The organism is Yersinia frederiksenii ATCC 33641, from assembly GCF_000754805.1.
Classification (GTDB): domain Bacteria; phylum Pseudomonadota; class Gammaproteobacteria; order Enterobacterales; family Enterobacteriaceae; genus Yersinia; species Yersinia frederiksenii.
The window spans coordinates 3,201,011-3,224,871 of sequence record NZ_KN150731.1 but is presented as its reverse complement, the minus strand read 5'-3'; the positions used below and the strand labels follow the sequence as shown (position 1 = coordinate 3,224,871).

The window sequence follows — 23,861 nt, the reverse complement described above, 5'->3', positions numbered from 1 at the left end:
ACTTATTGATGATATGGCTTGGATAAACGATGCACCGCGTCAACAAAAGCCCCTGCATGCTCTGGTGGAACATCCTGATGAATACCGTGCCCCAGATTAAAGACATGCCCTTCCCCCTGACCAAAACCAGCCAAAATCGTGCTAACTTCCTGCTCAATACGCGCAGGTGGAGCATAAAGGATGGAAGGGTCCATATTACCTTGCAGAGCAACTTTATCGCCCACACGGCGACGCGCATCAGCGATGTCCGTGGTCCAATCCAGCCCCAAGGCATCACAACCGGTAGCCGCCATTGCTTCCAGCCATTGTCCACCGCCTTTGGTGAATAAGGTCACCGGCACTCGCCGTCCGTCATTTTCGCGGATCAGACCATCGACAATTTTATGCATATAACTCAATGAAAATTCAGCATAATCACGCCCGGTCAGCACCCCACCCCAGGTATCAAAGATCATAACGGATTGCGCGCCGGCTTTAATTTGAGCATTGAGATACAAAATGACGCTTTCAGCCAGTTTATCCAGCAGCAGGTGTAAAGTTTTCGGCTCGGCATACATCATTTTCTTCAATTTAGTAAAGGCCTTACTGCTACCGCCCTCGACCATATAGGTTGCCAGTGTCCACGGACTGCCGGAGAAACCAATTAATGGTACTGCTCCTGCTAACTCACGACGAATAGTTCTTACCGCGTTCATGACATAGCCCAACTCCTGTTCCGGGTCAGGAATGGGAAGTTTTTCAACATCGGCGCGGCAGGTAATAGGAGATTGGAAACGCGGGCCTTCACCCGTTTCAAAATAGAGTCCCAATCCCATAGCATCAGGAATAGTCAGAATGTCAGAAAATAAAATCGCCGCATCAAGCGGATAACGACGCAATGGTTGCATCGTTACTTCACAGGCCAATTCAGCATTTTTGCACAGTGACATAAAATCCCCGGCTACAGCACGAGTGGCTTTATATTCTGGCAAATAGCGGCCTGCCTGGCGCATCATCCACACCGGGGTTATATCTACCGGTTGGCGTAATAAAGCACGCAGATAGCGATCGTTTTTCAACTCATTCATGTGGGGCTCCCTTAGTTATCTGGCGCTATTGTAGCATGCCAGCTTTAGCTGTCCTGCTCGCTGCGACACAATGCTACGGTATCTTCAATCAGCCGACGCGCCACGGTGCCCGGCGGTGGCAATAATGGCAATTGGTCATAACGATACCAACCGGCATTCAGCAGCTCTTTAGGGTCATGGCGCAGCTCGCCGTGGTCATAATCCGCCATAAACGCCATCATTAGCGAATGCGGGAACGGCCAGGGTTGTGATGTCACATAACGCAGATTTTTAATGTGGATATTACTTTCTTCCAAAACTTCACGGGAGGCAGCCTGTTCCAAGGTTTCGCCGACTTCGACAAACCCGGCCAGCACAGTATTAATACCACCACGATGGCGAACATGCTGCGCCAATAACATTTCATCACCACGGCGAATGGCGACAATGACGCAAGGGGCGATTTGCGGATAGTAGCGTTCACGGCAGTGGTTACACAGGCAAGCCCACTCAGTCCGGCTGGCATGCATTTGATGACCACAATAACCACAATAGCGATGAGAGCGATAAAACTCCGCTAATTGCACACCACGCCCAGCTAATTGGAATAAACTGCGGTCTACATCCAGTAATTGCCGCACTGACCCCATATCCGTGGACATCTGCTGGCGGATAAGCCAAACAGCCTGTCCTTGCCATTCACCAATCTGTCTGGCGGTTGCGCCTTGTAATGACCAATTGGCGGCATTACCTTGCGGTAACTCCCCTTTTGGTAACCATAATTTGTTTTCATGACTGACAATCCACCAGCCACTTTCTTTACCTGTAAGTTGTAGTTCCATATCGTTGTTGCACAACCTCGACTTCACTGGCAATCTAGAATCTGGTTTGTTACATTTCCGTAACCCATATTGACGTATTCTTACTCATGGAGTCGCTTATGCTCAACCGACTGGAAAGCCTGACTCAACGCGTTGGCGGCAGTAATGAATTAATTGATCAATGGCTTCATGCACGTAAAGAACTTTTAGTCTCGTATTGCGCAGTGATCGGTATTAAGCCGCAAAAAGAAAAGCATACCCCGCTTAATGAAAAAGCGCTGGAGAACTTTTGCCATAATCTGGTGGATTATCTCTCTTCAGGGCATTTTCATATCTACGATAGAATTATCAAACAGGTAGAAGGCGCATCCAGCCCGAAAATGGCGCTGACGACCAAAGTTTATCCTGCCTTAAAAAATAACACTCAAACTATCATGGCATTCCATGATCGTTATACAAACATTGAAATAGACCAAGATAGCTGCACCGAGTTTCAACAGGCTTTATCCGATATCGGCGAAGCCCTCGATGCCCGTTTCAGGCTAGAAGATCAATTAATTCAATGGGCAGCCGAATCATGGCAAGCCGCTCAGTCGATTGATCTGCAAACAAAAGCAAATTGATATTAGTGATATGTAATAAGCCAATTATTCTGATGGGGTTGTAGTTTTAAGATAACCTCATATACTCAAGGCTCTTGTCGGAGTGCCTAGCACCTGCTTTCTTAGGGAAGCAAACGCAGGCTGAGACCGTTAATTCGGGATCCGCGGAACCTGATCGGGTTAATACCCGCGAAGGGAACAAGAGTAATTTATCGCTACAGGCCCGTCTTCCCCTTACAGGTGGCTGCCGGTCACTGGCAAACATCGTTACTCCCGCCAAGCTCCAGACAAGCAATTTTCCCTATAAACCACACTGGTAGGAATTTGCTATGTCTAATAATATCACCCAAAACTCATCACTCCCGCGTAAAGCTATACCACGTAAACAAGTACGCGAAGAGGCGCAACAATTTATCGATACCCTGCAAGGGGTAACTTTCCCTAACTCGCAACGAATTTATCTGCAAGGCTCACGGCCCGATATTCAAGTCCCCATGCGTGAGATCCAGCTCAGTCCGACTATGATCGGCGGCAGCAAAGACTCCCCACATTATGAAGATAACGAAGCTATTCCGGTTTATGACACTTCCGGCCCTTATGGCGACCCAAGCGCCAAACTGGATGTCCATGCCGGTTTACCCAAATTGCGTGATAGCTGGATAGCCGATCGCCTAGATACCGAGGCACTAACCACCCTCAGCTCTGGCTTTACCCAGCAGCGCTTGGCTGATGAAGGTTTGGACCATTTGCGTTTTGAGCATCTCCCACGCCCTAAAAAAGCTATTGATGGCAAATGTGTCACGCAATTGCATTACGCCAGAGCCGGTAAAGTGACACCGGAGATGGAATTTATCGCCCTGCGAGAAAATATGGGCCGTGAGCGAATTCGCGGTGCAGTATTACGCCACCAGCATCCGGGGCAAGCCTTTGGTGCCAATTTGCCGGAAAACATCACGCCGGAGTTTGTTCGCCAAGAAGTAGCCGCCGGTCGTGCGATTATCCCCGCCAACATTAACCACCCTGAATCTGAGCCTATGATCATTGGCCGCAACTTTCTCGTGAAAGTGAATGCCAATATCGGTAACTCAGCCGTGACCTCCTCCATTGAAGAAGAAGTAGAAAAACTGGTGTGGTCTACCCGCTGGGGTGCAGATACCGTGATGGATTTGTCCACCGGTCGTTATATTCATGAAACTCGTGAATGGATTTTGCGTAACAGCCCAGTACCTATCGGCACGGTTCCTATCTATCAGGCACTGGAAAAAGTCAATGGGGTGGCTGAAAACCTGACCTGGGAAATATTCCGCGACACTCTATTAGAGCAGGCTGAGCAAGGGGTTGATTACTTTACTATTCATGCCGGTGTGCTGCTGCGTTACGTACCGATGACAGCCAAACGATTGACCGGAATTGTCTCTCGCGGCGGGTCAATTATGGCGAAATGGTGCCTCTCTCATCATCAGGAAAACTTTCTCTATCAGCACTTCCGCGAGATTTGCCAAATTTGTGCGGCCTATGATGTTTCATTGTCTCTGGGTGATGGTTTGCGCCCTGGTTCTATTCAGGACGCCAATGATGAAGCCCAATTCGCTGAGTTACATACCTTGGGGGAATTGACCAAAATTGCCTGGGAATATGACGTACAGGTGATGATTGAAGGCCCAGGGCATGTGCCAATGCAGATGATTCGCCGCAATATGACCGAAGAACTGGAGCATTGCCACGAAGCTCCGTTTTATACCTTAGGCCCATTGACCACGGATATTGCTCCCGGCTATGACCACTTTACCTCAGGTATTGGAGCCGCCATGATTGGTTGGTTTGGTTGCGCCATGTTGTGCTATGTCACCCCCAAAGAGCATCTTGGCCTACCCAATAAAGATGATGTGAAGCAAGGGCTTATCACTTATAAAATTGCGGCCCATGCAGCAGATCTGGCGAAAGGCCACCCCGGTGCACAGATCCGCGATAATGCCATGTCAAAAGCCCGCTTCGAATTCCGCTGGGAAGATCAGTTCAATTTGGCACTCGATCCAGAAACCGCCCGAGCTTATCACGATGAAACTCTGCCGCAAGAGTCAGGAAAAGTGGCTCACTTCTGCTCAATGTGTGGGCCGAAATTCTGCTCGATGAAGATTTCACAAGAAGTGCGCGACTATGCTGCTAAGCAAGAACTGGCGACAGTGCAAGAAACCCCAGCTCAGCCAATAGAAGTTTTGCAATCCGGCATGGAGCAGATGTCGACCGAGTTCCGCTCCCGTGGCAGTGAGCTGTACCACAGCCCAGCCAATCTGAAAACGGAGGCAAATAATGAACCCGTCTGATCGTGCTTCATTTTCTACTGAGCAAGGCTTCCCAGCAACCAAACAGCGCCTTGGGTTGTACCCCGTTGTGGATTCACTACTGTGGATAGAGCGGCTATTGGCCGCGGGCGTGACCACCATCCAACTGCGCATTAAAGATTTAGCGGATGCACAGGTCGAACAAGATATTGCTGCTGCCATTGAGTTGGGTAAACGCTATCAGGCGCGGTTATTTATCAATGATTATTGGCGGTTGGCGATTAAGCATGGCGCTTATGGTGTTCATCTGGGGCAGGAAGATCTGGAAACCACTGATTTAGCGGCTATTCAACAGGCCGGATTACGGCTGGGTGTTTCCACCCACGATGAGCATGAGCTGGCAATCGCCAAGGCAGTGCGGCCGTCCTATATCGCGATGGGGCATATCTTCCCGACCCAAACCAAGCAGATGCCGTCATCCCCTCAGGGGCTGGCGGTGCTCAAACAGATGGTCGATAACACCCCTGATTACCCCACCGTGGCTATCGGTGGCATCAGTATCGCGCGAGTCCCTGCGGTATTGGCAACCGGCGTCGGCAGTGTGGCAGTGGTCAGTGCCATTACTCAGGCTGATGATTGGCAGCAAGCAACTGCACAATTGCTGCACCTGATTGAGGGTAAGGAGTTGAGCGATGATCAACAAGCATGAGTTGAGTGACAGTGAATTCTTGCGCTACAGCCGTCAATTGTTGCTCGAAGACATTGGCCCTGAAGGTCAATTGAAGCTGAAAAGTGCCAGTGTATTGATTGTCGGGCTGGGTGGTCTGGGTTCCCCTGCGGCCCTTTATCTGGCGGCGGCGGGCATTGGTCGGCTGTTATTGGCTGACGATGATCAGCTCGAACTGACTAATTTGCAGCGCCAAATCCTATATCGCACCACGGATATCAGTTCCACTTCTTTTAGCCAAAATAAAGCCCGCTTGGCACAACGCCATCTGCAAAGTCTCAATCCACTGATTGAAGCTATCGCCTTTGATACGCGACTCGCAGGAGAAGAATTGATTGATGCCGTCGCTGGGGTCGATTTGGTACTTGATTGCAGCGACAACATGGAGACGCGCCATCAGGTCAATGCGGCTTGCATTAAAGCGCAGAAACCGTTGATTAGTGGCAGTGCGGTGGGGTTCAGTGGGCAGTTGCTGGTGATTGAGCCGCCCTATTCCCATGGTTGCTATGCCTGCCTTTATCCAGACAAAGAGCTGCCACAGCGAAACTGCCGTACAGCTGGCGTATTGGGGCCAGTCGTGGGAGTGATTGGCACTTTGCAAGCTCTCGAAGCCATCAAAATGTTGGCGGGGCTTCCTTCACCATTAAGCGGCAAGCTGCGGCTATTCGATGGTAAGCAGCAAAGCTGGAGCACCCTGCAACTCACGCGGGCGGCACATTGTCCTGCCTGCGGAGGTGGATTGTGACGACAAACTCCATGCTCATTATGCTCAATGACCAGCCGTTAGAGGTGGAGGTCAACATCACCGTTGACAAGCTACTCAATCAGCTAAATCGCCACCAGCCGGGTACGGCACTGGCGATTAATCAGGTCATCATTCCGCGCACTGACTGGGCAAAATATCAGTTGTGCACCGGAGATAACATTTTGCTATTCCAAGCGATTGCCGGAGGCTGACATGCTGAAAATCGCCGATACTACCTTTACCTCACGTTTATTTACCGGCACGGGCAAATTTGCCACGGCTGAATTGATGTTAGCAGCACTTCAGGCCTCCGGTTCACAGCTGATTACTATGGCAATGAAGCGCGTGGATCTGCATGCTGGCAATGATGCCATTCTGGCACCATTGCGCCAATTAGGGGTGCGTTTGCTACCCAATACCTCAGGAGCCAAAACTGCGCAGGAAGCCGTTTTCGCCGCTCGCCTGGCACGTGAGGCACTGGGGACTCATTGGGTAAAGCTGGAAATTCACCCAGATGTGAAGTACTTGCTACCTGACCCAATAGAAACTCTGAAAGCGGCCGAAATACTGGTGAAAGAGGGCTTTGTCGTTTTGCCTTACTGCGGCGCTGACCCGGTATTATGTAAACGTTTGGAAGAAGTTGGTTGTGCGGCCGTGATGCCATTGGGGGCACCCATTGGCTCAAATTTGGGATTACGTACCCGCGACTTTCTGCAAATCATTATCGAACAAGCCAAAGTGCCGGTGGTGGTCGATGCTGGGATTGGTGCCCCAAGCCATGCTCTTGAAGCTATAGAGTTGGGCGCAGATGCTGTCTTGGTGAATACCGCCATTGCTGTTGCCCGCTCACCAGTACAAATGGCGCAAGCATTCCGGCTGGCTGTTGAAGCCGGGGCTCTGGCACGCCAAGCCGGTTTAGGCACGAGTCAGCTGCAAGCCAACGCCACCAGCCCATTGACCGGCTTCCTTAGCCAGCTAGAGGAAAAAAATCATGTCTGAAGATTTTACTCAGCGCTGGCAACAATTGGATTGGGATGATATTTCGCTGCGCATTAACAGCAAAACCGCCATGGATGTTGAACGAGCGATTAATGCCACTAAACCTAATCGTGACGATTTGATGGCATTGATTTCACCGGCGGCGTCAGCTTATTTGGAACCCATGGCGCAGAAAGCGCAGCAACTAACTCGCCAACGTTTTGGCAATACCGTCAGTTTTTATGTGCCGCTTTATCTCTCTAACCTTTGCGCCAACGATTGCACTTATTGTGGTTTTTCAATGAGCAACCGCATCAAGCGCAAAACCTTGGATGAAGCGGAAATCATTCGTGAGTGTAAAGCTATCAAAGCATTGGGCTTCGAACACTTGCTACTGGTTACCGGTGAACATCAGGCAAAAGTTGGGATGGACTATTTCCGTCGCCACTTTCCTGCGATTCGCAACCAATTCAGTTCGCTGATGATGGAAGTTCAACCATTGGCAGAAGATGAGTATGCGGAGCTCAAAACATTGGGATTGGATGGCGTGATGGTTTATCAAGAAACCTATCATCCGGCCACTTATCAGCAACATCATTTGCGCGGCCATAAGCAAGATTTTCACTGGCGACTGGCAACCCCGGATCGCTTGGGGCGCGCGGGGATCGATAAGATCGGATTGGGTGCCTTGATTGGCTTGTCTAATAGTTGGCGCACTGACTGCTACATGCTGGCGGAGCATCTATTTTACCTGCAACAAACTTATTGGCAGAGCCGCTATTCTATCTCGTTCCCACGTTTACGGCCTTGTGCTGGGGGTATTGAACCCGCCTCTTTGATGAGTGAGCCACAACTGCTGCAACTGATTTGCGCTTTTCGCCTGTTTGCGCCAGATGTGGAATTGTCCTTATCCACCCGTGAGTCGCCTTTCTTTCGCGATAACGTGATTCCGGTGGCGATTAATAATGTCAGTGCTGGCTCGAAAACTCAGCCGGGGGGATATGCAGATAATCATCCCGAGCTTGAACAGTTTGCTCCACATGATAATCGGACTCCGGAGCAGGTTGCACAGGCATTAACGCTGGCAGGGCTACAACCGGTTTGGAAAGATTGGGATCGTTATTTAGGCCGATCTCTCCCATAACCTTCCGTTTTCATCCTGAAAAATAAGCAAAAAAAACCGCCCCAAAAGGAGCGGTTTTTACGTTGGTGGTCAACAAAGAGATTAGTCTTTGCTGTTACCAAAACCGGCGTTAAGCAATTCAGCCAGGTTAGCAGTCGCTTCATCCGCGCTAACTTGCGGAACCACTGGAACTTCACCCAGGGCTTTACGACGCATACGATCCTGATGATAAGCATAACCGGTACCGGCTGGGATCAGACGGCCCACGATTACGTTTTCTTTCAGGCCACGCAGTTCATCACGTTTACCGGCAACAGCCGCTTCAGTAAGAACGCGCGTGGTTTCCTGGAACGAAGCCGCAGAGATGAAGGACTCGGTCGCCAAGGATGCCTTGGTGATACCCAGCAGGTCACGTGTGAACGTAGCCTCGATTTTGCCTTCAGCTGCCAGCTTACGGTTAGCGATTTTAACGCGAGACATTTCTGCCTGCTCGCCTTCCAGGAAGTCGGTGCTACCTGCATCAACGATGGTGCCTTTACGCAGCATCTGACGAACGATAACTTCAATGTGTTTATCGTTAATCTTAACGCCTTGTAGACGGTAAACTTCCTGCACTTCGTTGGTGATGTAACGGGTAACCGCGTGAACGCCACGCAGACGCAGAATGTCGTGTGGAGATTCTGGGCCGTCGGAAACCACGTCACCGCGTTCTACAACTTCACCTTCGAACACGTTGAGCTGACGCCATTTCGGAATCATCTCTTCGTATGCATCGCTACCATCCAACGGTGAGATCACCAGGCGACGCTTGCCTTTGGTCTCTTTACCGAACGAGATGATCCCGCTGATTTCAGCCAGGATTGCAGGCTCTTTCGGACGACGTGCTTCGAACAAGTCAGCAACACGTGGCAGACCACCGGTAATATCCTTGGTACCGCTTGATTCTTGCGGAATACGCGCCAGGGTATCACCCGCACCGATCTGAATGCCGTCTTCCAGCTGAACAATCGCTTTACCTGGCAGGAAGTATTGAGCAGGCATATCTGTACCTGGGATCAATACATCGTCGCCTTTGGCATCAACGATTTTCAGTGCCGGACGCAGGTCTTTACCGCTACCGGTACGCTCTGCGCTGTCCAGTACTACCAGAGAAGACAAACCAGTCAGTTCGTCGGTCTGGCGGGTAATGGTCTGGCCGTCAACCATGTCCGCGAAGCGAATGAAACCGCTCACTTCGGTCACAACTGGCATGATGTGCGGATCCCAGTTAGCAACGGTTTCGCCGCCCTGAACTTCTGCACCATCGCCTTTGCCCATTACAGCACCGTAAGGCACTTTGTAGCTTTCTTTAGTACGACCGAATTCGTCGATCAGCTTCAGCTCAGTGTTACGAGAAGTAATCACCAGCTTGCCAGCTGCATTGGTAACGAACTTGGCGTTGCTCAGTTTCAAGCTACCTTTGTTCTTAACCTGGATACTAGATTCTGCTGCCGCACGAGATGCCGCACCACCGATGTGGAACGTACGCATCGTAAGCTGGGTACCCGGCTCACCGATGGACTGTGCTGCAATAACACCAACTGCTTCACCTTTGTTGATGATGTGACCACGTGCCAGGTCGCGACCATAGCAGTTAGCACACACACCGAAGTCAGTTTCACAGCTTACTACGGAGCGAACTTTAACGCTGTCGACGGAGTTTTCTTCTAACAGATCACACCATTTTTCGTCCAGCAGGGTGTTACGCGGAACCAGAATATCAGCCGTACCCGGCTTGATAACTTCTTCTGCGGTCACACGACCCAGTACGCGATCACGCAGTGGCTCTTTAACATCACCACCTTCGATAACCGGGGTCATCACGATACCGTTATGGGTACCACAATCGTCCTCAGTCACCACCAGATCCTGTGCCACGTCAACTAAACGACGGGTCAGGTAACCGGAGTTCGCAGTTTTCAATGCGGTATCCGCCAAACCTTTACGAGCACCATGGGTTGAGATGAAGTACTGAAGTACGTTCAAACCTTCACGGAAGTTCGCAGTAATTGGCGTTTCAATGATCGAACCATCTGGCTTAGCCATCAGGCCACGCATCCCTGCCAGCTGACGAATCTGTGCAGCAGAACCACGCGCACCGGAGTCGGCCATCATAAAGATGCTGTTGAAGGAAACCTGCTGTTCAACAACGCCGTCACGGTTGACAACATCTTCAACAGACAAGTTATCCATCATCGCCTTGGCAACACGTTCGTTAGCCGCGGCCCAGATATCGATCACTTTGTTATAACGTTCACCTGCAGTTACCAGACCGGATTGGAACTGTTCCTGGATCTCGGCAACTTCAGTTTCAGCTTCTTCGATGATCCCTGCTTTCGCTTCTGGGATAACCATGTCATCGATACCTACAGAGGCGCCTGAGCGTGCTGCGTAAGCAAAACCGGTGTACATGATCTGGTCAGCAAAGATAACCGTTGGTTTCAAGCCCAGGATGCGGTAACAGGTGTTCAGCATCTTGGAGATGGCTTTCTTGCCCAGCGGCTGGTTAACGATAGAGTAAGGCAGGCCTTTCGGGACAATCATCCACAAAATAGCACGGCCTACAGTCGTATCGATGATGCTGGTACGCGAAGTGCTTTCGCCTTCGGTATTACGAATTTCTTCGGTAATACGGACTTTCACCCGGGCATGCAGAGATGCCAGGCCAGCGCGATAAATACGCTCAGCTTCTTTCGGGCCAGTCAGTACCATGCCTTCGCCTTTAGCGTTAACACAGTCACGGGTCATGTAATACAGACCCAATACAACGTCCTGAGAAGGAACGATGATTGGCTCGCCGTTCGCAGGTGACAGGATGTTGTTGGTAGACATCATCAACGCACGCGCTTCTAACTGAGCTTCCAGTGTCAGCGGTACGTGAACAGCCATTTGGTCACCATCGAAGTCGGCGTTATATGCCGCACAAACCAGTGGGTGCAACTGAATTGCTTTACCTTCGATCAGAACCGGTTCAAACGCCTGGATACCCAAACGGTGAAGGGTTGGTGCACGGTTCAGCAGTACTGGGTGTTCGCGGATAACTTCATCCAGGATATCCCAAACAACCGCTTCTTCACGCTCAACCATCTTCTTGGCAGCTTTAATGGTGGTAGCAAGACCACGCAATTCCAACTTGCCGTAGATGAACGGTTTGAACAGCTCAAGAGCCATTTTCTTCGGCAGACCGCACTGATGCAGACGCAGGTATGGACCAACGGTAATAACCGAACGACCTGAGTAGTCAACACGTTTACCCAGCAAGTTCTGACGGAAACGACCTTGCTTACCTTTGATCATGTCAGCCAGTGACTTCAACGGACGCTTGTTAGAGCCGGTAATTGCACGACCGCGACGGCCGTTATCCAGCAATGCATCTACTGCTTCTTGCAGCATACGCTTTTCGTTACGTACGATGATGTCCGGAGCTGCCAAGTCCAGCAGGCGTTTCAGACGGTTGTTACGGTTGATCACGCGACGATACAAATCGTTCAGATCAGAAGTCGCAAAGCGACCGCCATCCAACGGTACCAATGGACGCAGATCTGGCGGCAACACAGGCAGCACGGTCAGGATCATCCACTCTGGCTTGTTGCCAGACTGTACGAACGCTTCCAGCAGCTTGATACGCTTGGTCAGCTTCTTACGCTTGGTTTCAGAATTTGTTTCGTTCAATTCTTCACGCAGGATCTCGCACTCAGCTTCCAGATCCATGTTTTTCAACAGGGCCTGAATAGCCTCGGCGCCCATTTTCGCGTCGAACTCATCACCAAACTCTTCCAACGCGTCCAGATACTGCTCTTCAGTCAGGATCTGACGACGTTCCAAGTTGGTCATACCGCCTTCAACAACCACATAGGATTCGAAGTACAGTACACGTTCGATGTCACGTAATGGCATATCCAGCAGTAAACCGATGCGCGAAGGCAACGATTTCAGGAACCAGATGTGCGCAGTTGGAGAAGCCAGTTCGATGTGACCCATACGCTCACGGCGTACTTTGGTTTGAGTCACTTCTACGCCGCATTTCTCACAAATAACACCGCGGTGTTTCAAACGCTTGTACTTACCGCACAGGCATTCGTAATCTTTTACTGGGCCAAAAATACGGGCGCAGAAAAGACCGTCACGTTCTGGTTTGAACGTACGGTAGTTAATGGTTTCCGGCTTTTTAACTTCGCCGAACGACCATGAACGGATCATGTCTGGCGAGGCCAGAGCAATTTTGATCGCATCAAACTCTTCGGTCTTAGTTTGCGCTTTCAGAAACTTTAATAAGTCTTTCACGGATTGGCTCCTGTCGGAGTTAGACCTGATAGGCGCCCAAACCTAAGTTTGAGCGCCCCTGTGACCAGTGCGAACCACCAGCAGACTCCCGGCTATGAGAGCCTGCCGTCTGGAGAAGAATTACTCTTCTTCCAGCTCGATATTGATGCCCAGCGAGCGGATTTCTTTCAACAATACGTTGAAGGACTCCGGCATGCCTGGTTCCATACGGTGATCGCCATCCACGATGTTTTTGTACATCTTGGTACGGCCGTTTACATCGTCAGACTTGACGGTAAGCATTTCTTGCAAGGTGTACGCGGCGCCATAAGCTTCCAACGCCCACACTTCCATCTCACCGAAGCGCTGACCACCGAACTGAGCCTTACCACCCAGCGGCTGCTGAGTAACCAGGCTGTAAGAACCGGTAGAACGCGCATGCATCTTGTCATCAACCAAGTGGTTCAGTTTCAGCATGTACATGTAGCCGACAGTAACCTGACGTTCGAATTGCTCGCCGGTACGGCCGTCAAACAGAGTAATCTGACCAGAAGTTGGCAGGCCACCCAGCTGTAACAGTTCCTTGATTTCTTTCTCTGTCGCACCATCGAAGACGGGTGTTGCGATTGGCATACCTTTTTTCAGGTTCTCTGCCAGACGCAATACTTCGTCATCGGTGAAAGTGCTCAGATCAACTTTCTGACAAACGCTATCGCCCAGATCGTAGGCTTTCTGGATGAACTCACGCAGTTTGGCAACTTCTTCCTGCTTCTTCAGCATGGCGTTGATTTTCTCGCCAATACCTTTCGCTGCCATCCCCAAGTGGGTTTCCAAAATCTGACCGATGTTCATACGCGATGGTACGCCCAACGGGTTCAGAACGATGTCTACCGGCGTACCGTTTTCATCGTAAGGCATATCTTCGATCGGGTTAATCTTAGAGATAACACCTTTGTTACCGTGACGACCGGCCATCTTGTCACCCGGTTGAATCTGACGTTTAACCGCCAGATACACCTTGACGATCTTCAGCACGCCTGGTGCCAAATCATCACCTTGGGTGATCTTACGACGCTTGGCATCCATCTTCTTCTCGAATTCGGATTTCATTTCGTCGTACTGCTCAGCCAACTGTTCCAGCTGGTTTTGCTTGTCTTCGTCGGTCAGGCCAAGTTCCAGCCAGCGGTCACGTGGTAATTTGCTCAGCTTGTCAGCTTCGATGCCACCAGAAACCAGTACTGCGTGGATACGTGCAAACAGGCCCGCTTCCAGGATCTGCAACTCTTCAGTCAGGTCTTTCTTAGCCTGTTTCAGCTGCATTTCTTCGATTTCTAACGCACGTTTGTCTTTTTCTACGCCGTCGCGAGTAAAGACCTGCACGTCAATAACCGTACCGGAAACACCGTTTGGTACACGCAGAGAAGAGTCTTTAACATCAGACGCTTTCTCACCGAAGATCGCACGTAACAGTTTCTCTTCTGGCGTCAGTTGGGTTTCACCTTTAGGTGTTACCTTACCAACCAGAATGTCACCGCCAGTCACTTCAGCACCGATATATACGATACCGGACTCATCCAGCTTGGAGAGCGCAGCTTCACCCACGTTCGGGATATCAGCAGTGATCTCTTCAGGCCCTAACTTGGTGTCACGGGACACACATGCCAATTCCTGAATATGGATGGTGGTGAAGCGATCTTCTTGAACCACGCGCTCGGAGACCAAGATGGAGTCTTCGAAGTTGTAACCGTTCCAAGGCATGAACGCTACGCGCATGTTCTGACCCAATGCCAACTCGCCCAGGTCTGTAGATGGGCCATCTGCCAGCACGTCGCCGCGCTCGATTGGCTCACCCAGATTCACACACGGCATCTGGTTGATGCAGGTGTTCTGGTTAGAACGGGTGTATTTGGTCAGGTTATAAATATCAATGCCTGCTTCGCCCGGATACATTTCGTCTTCGTTAACTTTAATAACGATACGGGATGCATCTACGTACTGAACGGTACCGCCACGTTTGGCTACAGAGGTTACCCCTGAGTCAACCGCTACTGCACGTTCCATACCGGTACCTACCAGCGGCTTATCAGCACGCAGAGTAGGAACCGCCTGACGTTGCATGTTCGCACCCATCAAGGCACGGTTGGCGTCATCGTGTTCCAAGAATGGAATCAGAGAAGCACCAACGGACACCACCTGTTGAGTGGAAACGTCCATGTAGTCAACTTGGTCGCGGCTGAACAGGCTTGATTCGCCTTTGCTACGACAAGTGACTAAGTCTTCGATGAAGCGGCCATCTTCGTCCAAGTTGGAGTTCGCCTGAGCGATAACGAAGTTGCCTTCTTCAATAGCAGACAAATAGTTAATTTCATCGGTCACCACACCATCACGCACGCGACGATAAGGTGTTTCCAGGAAACCATACTCATTGGTCTGTGCGTACACGGACAAGGAGTTGATCAGACCGATGTTTGGACCTTCTGGCGTTTCGATTGGACATACGCGACCGTAGTGAGTCGGGTGTACGTCTCGAACTTCAAAGCCAGCACGTTCACGGGTCAAACCGCCCGGGCCCAATGCAGAAATACGACGCTTATGCGTAATCTCAGACAACGGGTTGTTCTGGTCCATAAATTGTGACAACTGGCTGGAACCAAAGAACTCTTTCACCGCAGCCGAGATAGGCTTAGCGTTGATCATGTCCTGAGGCATCAGTGTGTCGAGGTCGCCCAGAGACAAACGCTCTTTAACTGCACGCTCAACACGAACCAGACCCACACGGAACTGGTTTTCAGCCATTTCACCAACAGAACGAATGCGACGGTTGCCTAAGTGGTCAATATCATCCACTTCGCCTTTACCGTTACGGATATCGATGAGCTTCTTCATCACTTCAGTGATGTCTTCTTTACTCAGGATACCGGAACCTTCGATCTCGTCACGCAGCAGTGAACGGTTGAACTTCATCCGGCCAACTGCAGACAAATCGTAGCGGTCTTCAGAGAAGAACAGGTTCTCAAACAGATTTTCAGCTGCTTCACGTGTTGGTGGCTCACCAGGACGCATCATGCGATAGATCTCAACCAAAGCGCTCAGACGATCGCTGGTTGGGTCAACACGCAGGGTCTCGGAGATATAAGCACCGTGATCCAGGTCGTTGGTGAACAGAGTTTCGATTTGCTTGTGACCCGCTTGGCTCAGTTTAGCCAACAGATCCAATGACAGCTCCATGTTGGCTGCACAGATAAGCTCACCGGTGTTCTCGTCGACATAGTCTTTTGCAACGACTTTGCCAGCAATATACTCAACTGGAACTTCGATACGATCGATGCCGTCTTTTTCAAGCTGGCGAATATGACGTGCAGTAATACGACGCGCTTTCTCGACGTAAACTTTGCCATTCGCTTCAATATCAAAGGATGCCGTTTCACCGCGCAGACGCTCTGGAACCAATTCCATCTGCAGTTTGTTGTCACGAATCTCAAAGACCACTTTCTCAAAGAACAGATCCAAGATCTGTGCAGTGGTGAAATTCAATGCACGCAGAATGATGGTTGCCGGCAATTTACGACGACGGTCAATACGAACAAACAGGTTGTCTTTCGGGTCAAACTCGAAATCTAACCATGAACCGCGGTAAGGGATGATACGTGCGTTATACAGCACTTTACCCGAGGAATGGGTTTTACCCTTATCGCTGTCAAAGAATACGCCAGGACTACGGTGCAGCTGAGATACGATAACCCTCTCAGTACCGTTAATGACAAAGGTACCGTTTTCGGTCATGAGTGGAATTTCACCCATGTAGACTTCTTGTTCTTTGATGTCTTTGACCGTACCTTCCGGAGCTTCGCGCTCATAGATTACCAGGCGCAGTTTAACGCGCAGCGGTGCGGAATAAGTCACACCACGGATCTGGCACTCTTTGACGTCAAATACTGGCTCACCAAGACGGTAGCTAACGTATTGCAGCTCCGAATTGCCGCTGTAGCTCTGAATTGGAAAAACAGAACGGAATGCTGCTTCTAGGCCGTACTGCCCTTCGGGATCTTGCTCGATAAACTTCTGGAACGAGTCAAGTTGGATAGAAAGGAGATAAGGTATGTCCAAAACTTGTGGACGTTTACCAAAATCCTTACGAATACGTTTTTTCTCGGTATAGGAGTAAACCATAGGGTTCCTCAGCTCGCTGATCAGTGACCCACTCTGTCCGCCCTAAACTAGGACAGGTCATGCAACACTATTATTTAGACTGAGAAGTCGAAACACTTCTCGGAATACTCTTTTCTATCACTCTTAAACCATTTCATCGCATTACTTTGACTACCGAGCTACCCGAGTGGGTCGTAGCTGAGAACGCAGTATATTAAGTCGTCAATAGAAAGGAATATTTGGGGTTAGTTAGTCGCTAAACAGTGTGAAATGCGACTAACGCCCTACAGCGCAAAAAGGCTGATGACTAAAAAGTCACCAGCCATCAGCCTATAAGTCAGGCTGCGAACTCAAAGCTTAACTTACTTGATCTCAACAGAAGCACCAGCTTCTTCCAGAGATTTTTTCAGAGACTCAGCTTCGTCTTTGTTCACGCCTTCTTTCAGAACTGCAGGTGCAGATTCAACCAGGTCTTTAGCTTCTTTCAAGCCCAGGCCAGTTGCGCCGCGAACAGCTTTGATTACTGCAACTTTGTTGTCGCCGAATGAAGCCAGAACAACGTTGAATTCAGTTTGTTCTTCTGCAGCTTCAGCAGCAACAGCAGGACCTGCAGCAACAGCAGCAGCTGAAACGCCGAATTTCTCTTCCATAGCAGAGATCAGTTCAACGATTTCCATTACAGACAGAGCTGCAACGCCTTCCAGAATTTGGTCTTTAGTGATAGTTGACATAACAATTGTTCCTAAAATACAGAAATAGTTTATACGTTAAAAAGCAACGATGGATAAGAAAGGCTATTAAGCCGCTTCTTTCTGATCGCGCAGTGCAGCCAGAGTACGAACCAATTTGCCAGCAGCGGCTTCTTTCATGGTTCCCATCAGTTTTGCAATTGCTTCTTCGTAGGTTGGCAGAGTTGCCAGGCGGTCGATCTGAGCCGCAGGGATTAACTCGCCTTCAAAGGCTGCTGCTTTAACCTCAAATTTCGCATTATCTTTAGCAAATGCTTTGAACAAACGAGCAGCTGCGCCCGGGTGTTCTGAAGAGAATGCAATCAAGGTTGGACCAACAAACGTGTCTTTCAGGCATTCGAATGGAGTGCCTTCAACAATGCGACGCAGCAAGGTGTTACGAACAACTTGCATGTGAACGCCAGCTTCACGACCTGCTTTACGCAGTTCAGTCATTTTATCAACGGTAACGCCACGAGAATCCGCAACAACCGCAGACAGCGCACCTTTGGCTACTTCTTTAACTTCAGCAACAATCGCTTGTTTGCCTTGAAGATTTAGTGCCATTAGTTCTTGCTCCTGGATTAACCGGGGAGTAATTCCCCGGAACTCACGTCACCCAAAACATTACTAAATTGTAATGAGTGGGCGTTGAAACACGGTGAGCAGAATCCAGCAAAGACCATTCTTTATCAAAAAGAAAAAATGCTTTAGGTTCTGTCACCGTCTACGCAGGAAATTAAGTGTTTCTTACAACACACCTGCGGTCTTGGACGGAGGCTTGGATAAGGCCAAGCTCCAACCGAAAATTCTGTTTTCCTGTCGAACGAACATTTGTTATCAATAAACAAACTATCGACAGAAGCATGGGCGTAAGATTCTAGACAAACCTTACGCCCACGTAAAGCGATAAAAGCAATTAGTGATTAGTTCACTACTGCACTCAGACCGCTTTGATCAATAGCAACGCCGGCGCCCATGGTGGTGGACAGGCTGATTTTCTTGATATAAACGCCTTTCGCTGTAGCAGGTTTAGCACGCTTCAGCGCAACAACCAGAGATTCTAAGTTTTCTTTCAACTTCTCTGAGTCGAAATCAACTTTACCAATGGTAGTGTGGATAATACCGTTTTTGTCGTTGCGATAACGAACCTGACCTGCTTTAGCATTCTTAACTGCTTCAGCAACGTTAGGAGTAACAGTACCCACTTTAGGGTTAGGCATCAGGCCACGTGGACCCAAGATTTGACCCAATTGACCCACAACGCGCATTGCATCCGGAGAAGCAATTACAACGTCGAAGTTCATTTCGCCTTTCTTGATCATATCAGCCAAGTCGTCCATACCTACCAATTCAGCGCCTGCTTCTTTCGCAGCTTCAGCGTTTGCACCCTGAGCGAAAACAGCAACGCGTACTGAACGGCCAGTACCATGTGGCAACACAGTTGCGCCACGAACGTTTTGGTCAGATTTACGTGCATCGATACCGAGGTTAACGGCAACGTCCACGCTTTCTACGAATTTAGCAGTAGCCAGCTCTTTCAGCAGGGCAACAGCTTCGTTGATATCGTACTGCTTAGTAACATCAACTTTGTCACGGATCACGCGCATGCGCTTGGTCAGCTTAGCCATTTATTAACCCTCCACTACCAGGCCCATGGAACGAGCAGTACCTTCGATTGAACGCATCATGTCGTCAATTGAAGCACCAGTCATATCCGCAGCTTTGGTTTCTGCGATTTCACGGACCTGAGCACCGGTCACAGTCCCTACTTTGTCTTTGTTCGGCTTGCCAGAACCAGACTTAATACCTGCCGCTTTTTTTAGCAGAACTGCTGCTGGCGGGGTTTTAGTAACGAAAGTGAAAGAGCGATCAGAATAAACAGTAATAACAACAGGGATCGGCAAGCCTTTCTCAATGCTTTCAGTCTTAGCATTGAACGCTTTACAGAATTCCATGATGTTAACACCCTGCTGACCCAGAGCCGGACCGACTGGTGGGCTTGGGTTCGCCATACCAGCTGCTACTTGCAGCTTGACATAGGCTTGTACTTTCTTAGCCATTTACGATTTCCTCGATTTGGGTAGTATCGCCTCGATTGAGGCTCCCCGTGTTTTGTCTCGCTATTATTTACGATGAAATAAGTTGCCACGGATGACACAAGCAAGACATCTAAAAACAAAAGGCGCGAAATTATATTGTAATTTCGCGCCTAAGACAAGACTCAAATTTCAACCATTGTCGAAAAATGAATCAGCCTTTTTCTACCTGACTGAAATCCAGTTCGACCGGAGTAGCACGACCAAAGATGGAAACAGACACTTTCAAGCGACTCTTTTCGTAATCCACTTCTTCGACGACGCCGTTGAAGTCTGCAAACGGACCATCGCTAACACGCACCAGTTCACCTGGTTCAAACAGTGTTTTAGGACGTGGTTTATCACCCACCTGCTGAAGACGATTCATAATCGCATCAACTTCTTTATCACTGATTGGTGCAGGGCGATCGGATGTACCACCGATAAAGCCCATTACCCGTGGCACGCTACGCACTAAGTGCCAGCTGGCATCGTTCATCACCATCTGGACCAGTACATAGCCTGGGAAGAATTTACGTTCACTTTTACGACGTTGACCGCCACGAATTTCGACGACTTCTTCCGTTGGAACCATGACTTCGCCAAACAGCTCTTCCATGTCATGTAACTTGATGTGCTCACGCAGCGATTGAGCTACGCGGCCTTCAAAACCGGAAAACGCCTGAACGACGTACCAACGCTTTTTGGGTGCTTCAGACATCTTAGAACCTCAGGCCAGTAATAAATGATACCAGGCGGACCAGAATACCATCCAGCCCCCATAGAATCAGTGACATTACAGCAGTTACCGCAGCAACGATTAACGTTGTGTGCAGAGTTTCCTGACGGGTAGGCCAAATCACTTTACGCACTTCCGTGCGAGCTTCACGAGCAAACGCTACAGTGGCTTTGCCTTTTGCCGTCATCAATGCAACAGCACCGGCAACAGCGATAATTACTACAACTGCCAACGCGCGTAACGGTAGGCTGAAATCACGGTAATAATAATTACCCACAATCGCTGCAACTAAAAGTACAGCAACGATTAGCCATTTAGCCGTTTCCAGGCCGCGTCCGCTCCCTGGAGCCTCGGTATTCGCACTCATAAACCAACCTGTCACTATGATTCAGAACAAACAACTTTGCTTCGCACCGCAAAGCAAACCAAGCCGAAGGATGCTCTAGAGACTCTCTAATCGGCACCACTCAGCACTATTCGCCGTACTTCCAGAGCCCATCTCACCAGTAATTATGATGAAAAAACCACTGATGAGATAGGTTCTAGTATGACAACGTAGAAAAAGGGCATCAAATGATGCCCTTTTATCGCATGTCGCGTCAAATCTTATTCAATGACTTTAGCAACAACGCCAGCACCAACAGTACGGCCACCTTCACGAATCGCAAAGCGCAGACCGTCATCCATTGCGATAGGAGCAATCAGGTTAACAATCATTTGAATGTTATCACCTGGCATCACCATCTCAACGCCTTCTGGCAGTTCGATAGTACCGGTCACGTCAGTTGTACGGAAGTAGAACTGAGGACGATAACCTTTGAAGAACGGAGTATGGCGACCACCTTCATCTTTGCTCAGAATATAAACTTCTGATTCAAATTTGGTGTGTGGCTTGATAGAACCTGGTTTTGCCAATACCTGACCACGTTGTACGTCATCACGTTTAGTACCACGTAGCAGAACACCAACGTTCTCACCCGCACGGCCTTCGTCCAGCAATTTGCGGAACATTTCAACACCAGTACAGGTAGTCTTGATGGTATCAATGATACCAACGATTTCGACTTCTTCGCCGACTTTAACGATACCGCGCTCTACACGACCGGTGACAACAGTACCACGGCCAGAGATTGAGAATACGTCTTCGATTGGCAGCAGGAATGGTTTATCAATCGCACGCTCTGGCTGTGGAATATAGCTATCCAGCGCCTCAGCCAATTCGATGATTTTTGCTTCCCACTCAGCTTCGCCTTCCAGCGCTTTCAGCGCAGAACCACGGATAACTGGAGTGTCGTCGCCAGGGAAATCGTACTGAGACAGAAGTTCACGAACTTCCATTTCTACCAGTTCCAGCAGCTCTTCGTCGTCAACCATGTCACATTTGTTCAGGAAGACCAGGATGTAAGGAACACCCACCTGACGCCCTAACAGAATGTGCTCGCGAGTCTGTGGCATCGGGCCATCAGTGGCAGCAACAACCAGGATCGCGCCGTCCATCTGAGCAGCACCGGTGATCATGTTTTTAACGTAGTCAGCATGCCCTGGGCAGTCAACGTGAGCATAGTGACGTGACGGGGTGTCATACTCAACATGTGAAGTGTTGATGGTGATACCACGCGCTTTCTCTTCCGGAGCGTTGTCGATCTGGTCGAATGCACGAGCACTACCGCCGTAAGTTTTAGCCAGTACGGTGGTAATTGCAGCAGTTAGGGTAGTTTTACCATGGTCAACGTGGCCGATAGTACCCACATTAACGTGCGGTTTTGTACGTTCAAACTTTTCTTTAGACATCGATTGTCCCTCTAAGACACGGAATCGGTGGTTTCACCACATCAACCAAGCGCATGCTTGCTGAATCCATAACACAGAAAGAAAATCAGGGGACGAGAGAATGAGAAGTGGTGCTGATAGGCAGATTCGAACTGCCGACCTCACCCTTACCAAGGGTGCGCTCTACCAACTGAGCCATATCAGCACATCTTGGAGCGGGCAGTGGGAATCGAACCCACATCATCAGCTTGGAAGGCTGAGGTAATAGCCATTATACGATGCCCGCATCTTAGAACTCGGCTACCTGACTTAATCTGTAGAAACTTGAAAGGAAGGGCTTGGCCACTTCACTCTTCATCGAGAGCGTTGCTCTCGCCTTGAGTGTTTATTGGGGTTCGGTCTTCTGAATCACCCTGAGACTCAAGGTTAAATATGGTGGTGGGGGAAGGATTCGAACCTTCGAAGTCGATGACGGCAGATTTACAGTCTGCTCCCTTTGGCCGCTCGGGAACCCCACCTAATTTTTGTACTTGAATGGTGCCGGCACCAAGAGTCGAACTCGGGACCTACTGATTACAAGTCAGTTGCTCTACCAACTGAGCTATGCCGGCATCAAGTGCTGCGCATTCTAGGTAGAGTGGGCTTACGATGCAACTAAAAAATTGCATAACTTGCCACTTTGCTCATAAAACAGTCATTTTTTAAATGTGCGCCGTATTATTAACCATAGTTAGCTTAATTAGCACCCAGTAATTTTGCTACTTTAACCCATTCTGCAGATAAAAATCATCCCTAAAAAAACCAGCTAATGTCGCAATTTCTGACAATCTTATCCTTAGTCAGATACAAATTAATTTCGCTTTATGCCCCAAAATGGGGAACTGCCCCCAATACAGTGCATATGCGCGCAAAAATAGTGACTTCAATTCAGATAATTACGCTATTACTTGTTTGGCTTGTTTATTGCTTAAGCATAGATATATGCGCGGAGCGATGGCTGGAGAGGAGTTTTATCATGAAGATAGTTTTGCTTAATGCAGCAACATTACCTATTTATCGAAGTGAATTGGCAGACTTGCTAATTGACGCTGTATCTCATGGGGCCTCAATAGGCTATGACTCACGGGCTCTCTCACAGGAGGTTGCTGAGAGTTATTTCCACGGACTTCGTCCTGCCATCGCTAAAGGGACATTATTATTATGGATAGCACGCGATGACATAGGAATTGTTGGCTCTATCCAATTAGATCTTTGTCAAAAACCAAATGGCTTAAATCGAGCCGAAGTGCAGAAATTATTGGTACATAACCGTAGTCGTCGTGCCGGCATAGGACATAAATTGGTTACTGCCATGGAGGATACCGCCATTCAGCTCCGTCGCGGTTTATTGTATCTCGATACACAAGCTGGCTCTCCCGCAGAATCTTTCTATCGAGCACAGGGTTATTATCGTATGGGCGAAATACCTGATTATGCCTGCACACCTGATGGCTATTATCATCCAACAGCTATTTATTTCAAACGGCTATTCTCTGTAAATCAAAGGCATACTGCCATTGCTAGTTAGTAAAGATAGATATGAACGATAAAAAAGCGTTAGCTCACCACTATCCTTCTTAATTGATTGGAATAGCAACACGCATCAAAGAAATCACTCACTAAATACAAAAATGTCTACGCCAAAAAGCAAGCTGCCTATAATATGCAGCTTGTTTCTTATCTGGAGTTGGCGTCCAGCGCCTTTCCCAACCTGCGTTAACAGGCAGAATTT

19 protein-coding genes, 4 tRNA genes and 1 riboswitch are annotated in these 23,861 nt (G+C 49.2%); of the genes, 8 read left to right on the top strand and 15 right to left on the bottom strand.

The window, feature by feature from the left end; translation table 11 throughout:
- Nucleotides 1-2: 2 nt before the first annotated feature.
- Complete coding sequence (hemE, locus tag DJ58_RS07495) at nt 3-1,067, bottom strand: uroporphyrinogen decarboxylase (RefSeq protein ID WP_004712417.1); 1,065 nt, start codon at nt 1,065-1,067, stop codon at nt 3-5.
- Nucleotides 1,068-1,111: 44 nt separating this feature from the next.
- Entirely contained in the window at nt 1,112-1,888 is a 777-nt protein-coding gene (nudC, locus tag DJ58_RS07500; protein ID WP_004712416.1) for an NAD(+) diphosphatase, read from the bottom strand.
- Nucleotides 1,889-1,986: 98 nt separating this feature from the next.
- Here nudC and DJ58_RS07505 point away from each other — a divergent pair, with 98 nt between their 5' ends.
- The 7 genes from DJ58_RS07505 (at nt 1,987) to thiH (ending at nt 8,345) form a co-directional block, all read left to right on the top strand.
- Nucleotides 1,987-2,490, top strand: coding sequence for an Rsd/AlgQ family anti-sigma factor (locus tag DJ58_RS07505; protein ID WP_004712415.1), 504 nt, complete (start codon nt 1,987-1,989; stop codon nt 2,488-2,490).
- Nucleotides 2,491-2,558: 68 nt separating this feature from the next.
- A riboswitch (TPP riboswitch) is annotated at nt 2,559-2,684 on the top strand.
- A gap of 114 nt (nt 2,685-2,798) precedes the next feature.
- Nucleotides 2,799-4,793: a phosphomethylpyrimidine synthase ThiC gene (gene thiC, locus DJ58_RS07510; protein ID WP_004712414.1), complete on the top strand. Its 1,995-nt coding sequence runs from the start codon at nt 2,799-2,801 to the stop codon at nt 4,791-4,793.
- On the top strand, nt 4,780-5,460 hold the full coding sequence (thiE, locus tag DJ58_RS07515) for a thiamine phosphate synthase (protein WP_032912042.1): 681 nt from the start codon (nt 4,780-4,782) through the stop codon (nt 5,458-5,460). Before thiC ends, thiE begins: the two co-directional genes overlap by 14 nt.
- Nucleotides 5,444-6,223 carry a HesA/MoeB/ThiF family protein gene (locus DJ58_RS07520; RefSeq protein ID WP_032912041.1) on the top strand — a complete coding sequence of 260 codons (780 nt, stop codon included), beginning with the start codon at nt 5,444-5,446 and terminating at the stop codon, nt 6,221-6,223. The genes thiE and DJ58_RS07520 overlap by 17 nt, the downstream gene beginning before the upstream one ends.
- The gene (thiS, locus tag DJ58_RS07525) at nt 6,220-6,435 is read left to right on the top strand and encodes a sulfur carrier protein ThiS (protein WP_032912039.1); all 216 of its coding nucleotides are present in this window, start codon (nt 6,220-6,222) and stop codon (nt 6,433-6,435) included. Before DJ58_RS07520 ends, thiS begins: the two co-directional genes overlap by 4 nt.
- 1 nt (nt 6,436) lies before the next feature.
- Nucleotides 6,437-7,222 (top strand): thiazole synthase, encoded by a 786-nt coding sequence (locus DJ58_RS07530; protein ID WP_004712410.1) that lies wholly within the window; start codon nt 6,437-6,439, stop codon nt 7,220-7,222.
- Nucleotides 7,215-8,345 (top strand): 2-iminoacetate synthase ThiH, encoded by a 1,131-nt coding sequence (thiH, locus tag DJ58_RS07535; protein WP_032912037.1) that lies wholly within the window; start codon nt 7,215-7,217, stop codon nt 8,343-8,345. Before DJ58_RS07530 ends, thiH begins: the two co-directional genes overlap by 8 nt.
- 81 nt (nt 8,346-8,426) lie before the next feature.
- Here thiH and rpoC read toward each other — a convergent pair whose 3' ends face one another.
- From rpoC to DJ58_RS07600, 13 genes are all read right to left on the bottom strand, one after another.
- Nucleotides 8,427-12,647, bottom strand: a complete 4,221-nt coding sequence (gene rpoC / locus DJ58_RS07540) for a DNA-directed RNA polymerase subunit beta' (protein ID WP_004712408.1) — start codon at nt 12,645-12,647, stop codon at nt 8,427-8,429.
- A 120-nt stretch (nt 12,648-12,767) separates the two neighbouring features.
- A complete protein-coding gene (gene rpoB / locus DJ58_RS07545; RefSeq protein ID WP_004712407.1) occupies nt 12,768-16,796 on the bottom strand; it encodes a DNA-directed RNA polymerase subunit beta in 4,029 nt (1,342 codons plus the stop codon).
- A gap of 341 nt (nt 16,797-17,137) precedes the next feature.
- Nucleotides 17,138-17,506 (bottom strand): 50S ribosomal protein L7/L12, encoded by a 369-nt coding sequence (gene rplL, locus DJ58_RS07550; RefSeq protein WP_004712406.1) that lies wholly within the window; start codon nt 17,504-17,506, stop codon nt 17,138-17,140.
- A gap of 66 nt (nt 17,507-17,572) precedes the next feature.
- Nucleotides 17,573-18,070 (bottom strand): 50S ribosomal protein L10, encoded by a 498-nt coding sequence (rplJ, locus tag DJ58_RS07555; protein ID WP_004712405.1) that lies wholly within the window; start codon nt 18,068-18,070, stop codon nt 17,573-17,575.
- A 359-nt stretch (nt 18,071-18,429) separates the two neighbouring features.
- The gene (gene rplA / locus DJ58_RS07560; protein WP_004712404.1) at nt 18,430-19,134 is read right to left on the bottom strand and encodes a 50S ribosomal protein L1; all 705 of its coding nucleotides are present in this window, start codon (nt 19,132-19,134) and stop codon (nt 18,430-18,432) included.
- A 3-nt stretch (nt 19,135-19,137) separates the two neighbouring features.
- A complete protein-coding gene (rplK, locus tag DJ58_RS07565) occupies nt 19,138-19,566 on the bottom strand; it encodes a 50S ribosomal protein L11 (protein ID WP_004712403.1) in 429 nt (142 codons plus the stop codon).
- Between the two features lie 190 nt (nt 19,567-19,756).
- Complete coding sequence (gene nusG, locus DJ58_RS07570; protein WP_002210671.1) at nt 19,757-20,302, bottom strand: transcription termination/antitermination protein NusG; 546 nt, start codon at nt 20,300-20,302, stop codon at nt 19,757-19,759.
- 1 nt (nt 20,303) lies between these two features.
- A complete protein-coding gene (secE, locus tag DJ58_RS07575; protein WP_004704671.1) occupies nt 20,304-20,687 on the bottom strand; it encodes a preprotein translocase subunit SecE in 384 nt (127 codons plus the stop codon).
- Nucleotides 20,688-20,926: 239 nt separating this feature from the next.
- Complete coding sequence (gene tuf, locus DJ58_RS07580) at nt 20,927-22,111, bottom strand: elongation factor Tu (RefSeq protein ID WP_004712401.1); 1,185 nt, start codon at nt 22,109-22,111, stop codon at nt 20,927-20,929.
- A 108-nt stretch (nt 22,112-22,219) separates the two neighbouring features.
- Nucleotides 22,220-22,295, bottom strand: a tRNA-Thr gene (locus DJ58_RS07585).
- Nucleotides 22,296-22,301: 6 nt separating this feature from the next.
- Nucleotides 22,302-22,376, bottom strand: a tRNA-Gly gene (locus tag DJ58_RS07590).
- A gap of 147 nt (nt 22,377-22,523) precedes the next feature.
- Nucleotides 22,524-22,608, bottom strand: a tRNA-Tyr gene (locus tag DJ58_RS07595).
- A 17-nt stretch (nt 22,609-22,625) separates the two neighbouring features.
- Nucleotides 22,626-22,701 (bottom strand) — tRNA-Thr (locus DJ58_RS07600).
- A gap of 404 nt (nt 22,702-23,105) precedes the next feature.
- Here DJ58_RS07600 and DJ58_RS07605 point away from each other — a divergent pair.
- Nucleotides 23,106-23,657 carry a GNAT family N-acetyltransferase gene (locus DJ58_RS07605; RefSeq protein WP_032912035.1) on the top strand — a complete coding sequence of 184 codons (552 nt, stop codon included), beginning with the start codon at nt 23,106-23,108 and terminating at the stop codon, nt 23,655-23,657.
- Nucleotides 23,658-23,861 lie beyond the last annotated feature (204 nt).

Bases quoted from the DNA above. Each gene is read 5' to 3' on its own strand.
- hemE (WP_004712417.1), bottom strand. From the start codon at position 1,067: ATGAATGAGTTGAAAAACGATCGCTATCTGCGTGCTTTATTACGCCAA.
- nudC (WP_004712416.1), bottom strand. From the start codon at position 1,888: ATGGAACTACAACTTACAGGTAAAGAAAGTGGCTGGTGGATTGTCAGT.
- DJ58_RS07505 (WP_004712415.1), top strand. From the start codon at position 1,987: ATGCTCAACCGACTGGAAAGCCTGACTCAACGCGTTGGCGGCAGTAAT.
- thiC (WP_004712414.1), top strand. From the start codon at position 2,799: ATGTCTAATAATATCACCCAAAACTCATCACTCCCGCGTAAAGCTATA.
- thiE (WP_032912042.1), top strand. From the start codon at position 4,780: ATGAACCCGTCTGATCGTGCTTCATTTTCTACTGAGCAAGGCTTCCCA.
- DJ58_RS07520 (WP_032912041.1), top strand. From the start codon at position 5,444: ATGATCAACAAGCATGAGTTGAGTGACAGTGAATTCTTGCGCTACAGC.
- DJ58_RS07530 (WP_004712410.1), top strand. From the start codon at position 6,437: ATGCTGAAAATCGCCGATACTACCTTTACCTCACGTTTATTTACCGGC.
- thiH (WP_032912037.1), top strand. From the start codon at position 7,215: ATGTCTGAAGATTTTACTCAGCGCTGGCAACAATTGGATTGGGATGAT.
- rpoB (WP_004712407.1), bottom strand. From the start codon at position 16,796: ATGGTTTACTCCTATACCGAGAAAAAACGTATTCGTAAGGATTTTGGT.
- rplL (WP_004712406.1), bottom strand. From the start codon at position 17,506: ATGTCAACTATCACTAAAGACCAAATTCTGGAAGGCGTTGCAGCTCTG.
- rplJ (WP_004712405.1), bottom strand. From the start codon at position 18,070: ATGGCACTAAATCTTCAAGGCAAACAAGCGATTGTTGCTGAAGTTAAA.
- rplA (WP_004712404.1), bottom strand. From the start codon at position 19,134: ATGGCTAAGCTGACCAAGCGCATGCGCGTGATCCGTGACAAAGTTGAT.
- rplK (WP_004712403.1), bottom strand. From the start codon at position 19,566: ATGGCTAAGAAAGTACAAGCCTATGTCAAGCTGCAAGTAGCAGCTGGT.
- nusG (WP_002210671.1), bottom strand. From the start codon at position 20,302: ATGTCTGAAGCACCCAAAAAGCGTTGGTACGTCGTTCAGGCGTTTTCC.
- secE (WP_004704671.1), bottom strand. From the start codon at position 20,687: ATGAGTGCGAATACCGAGGCTCCAGGGAGCGGACGCGGCCTGGAAACG.
- tuf (WP_004712401.1), bottom strand. From the start codon at position 22,111: ATGTCTAAAGAAAAGTTTGAACGTACAAAACCGCACGTTAATGTGGGT.
- DJ58_RS07605 (WP_032912035.1), top strand. From the start codon at position 23,106: ATGAAGATAGTTTTGCTTAATGCAGCAACATTACCTATTTATCGAAGT.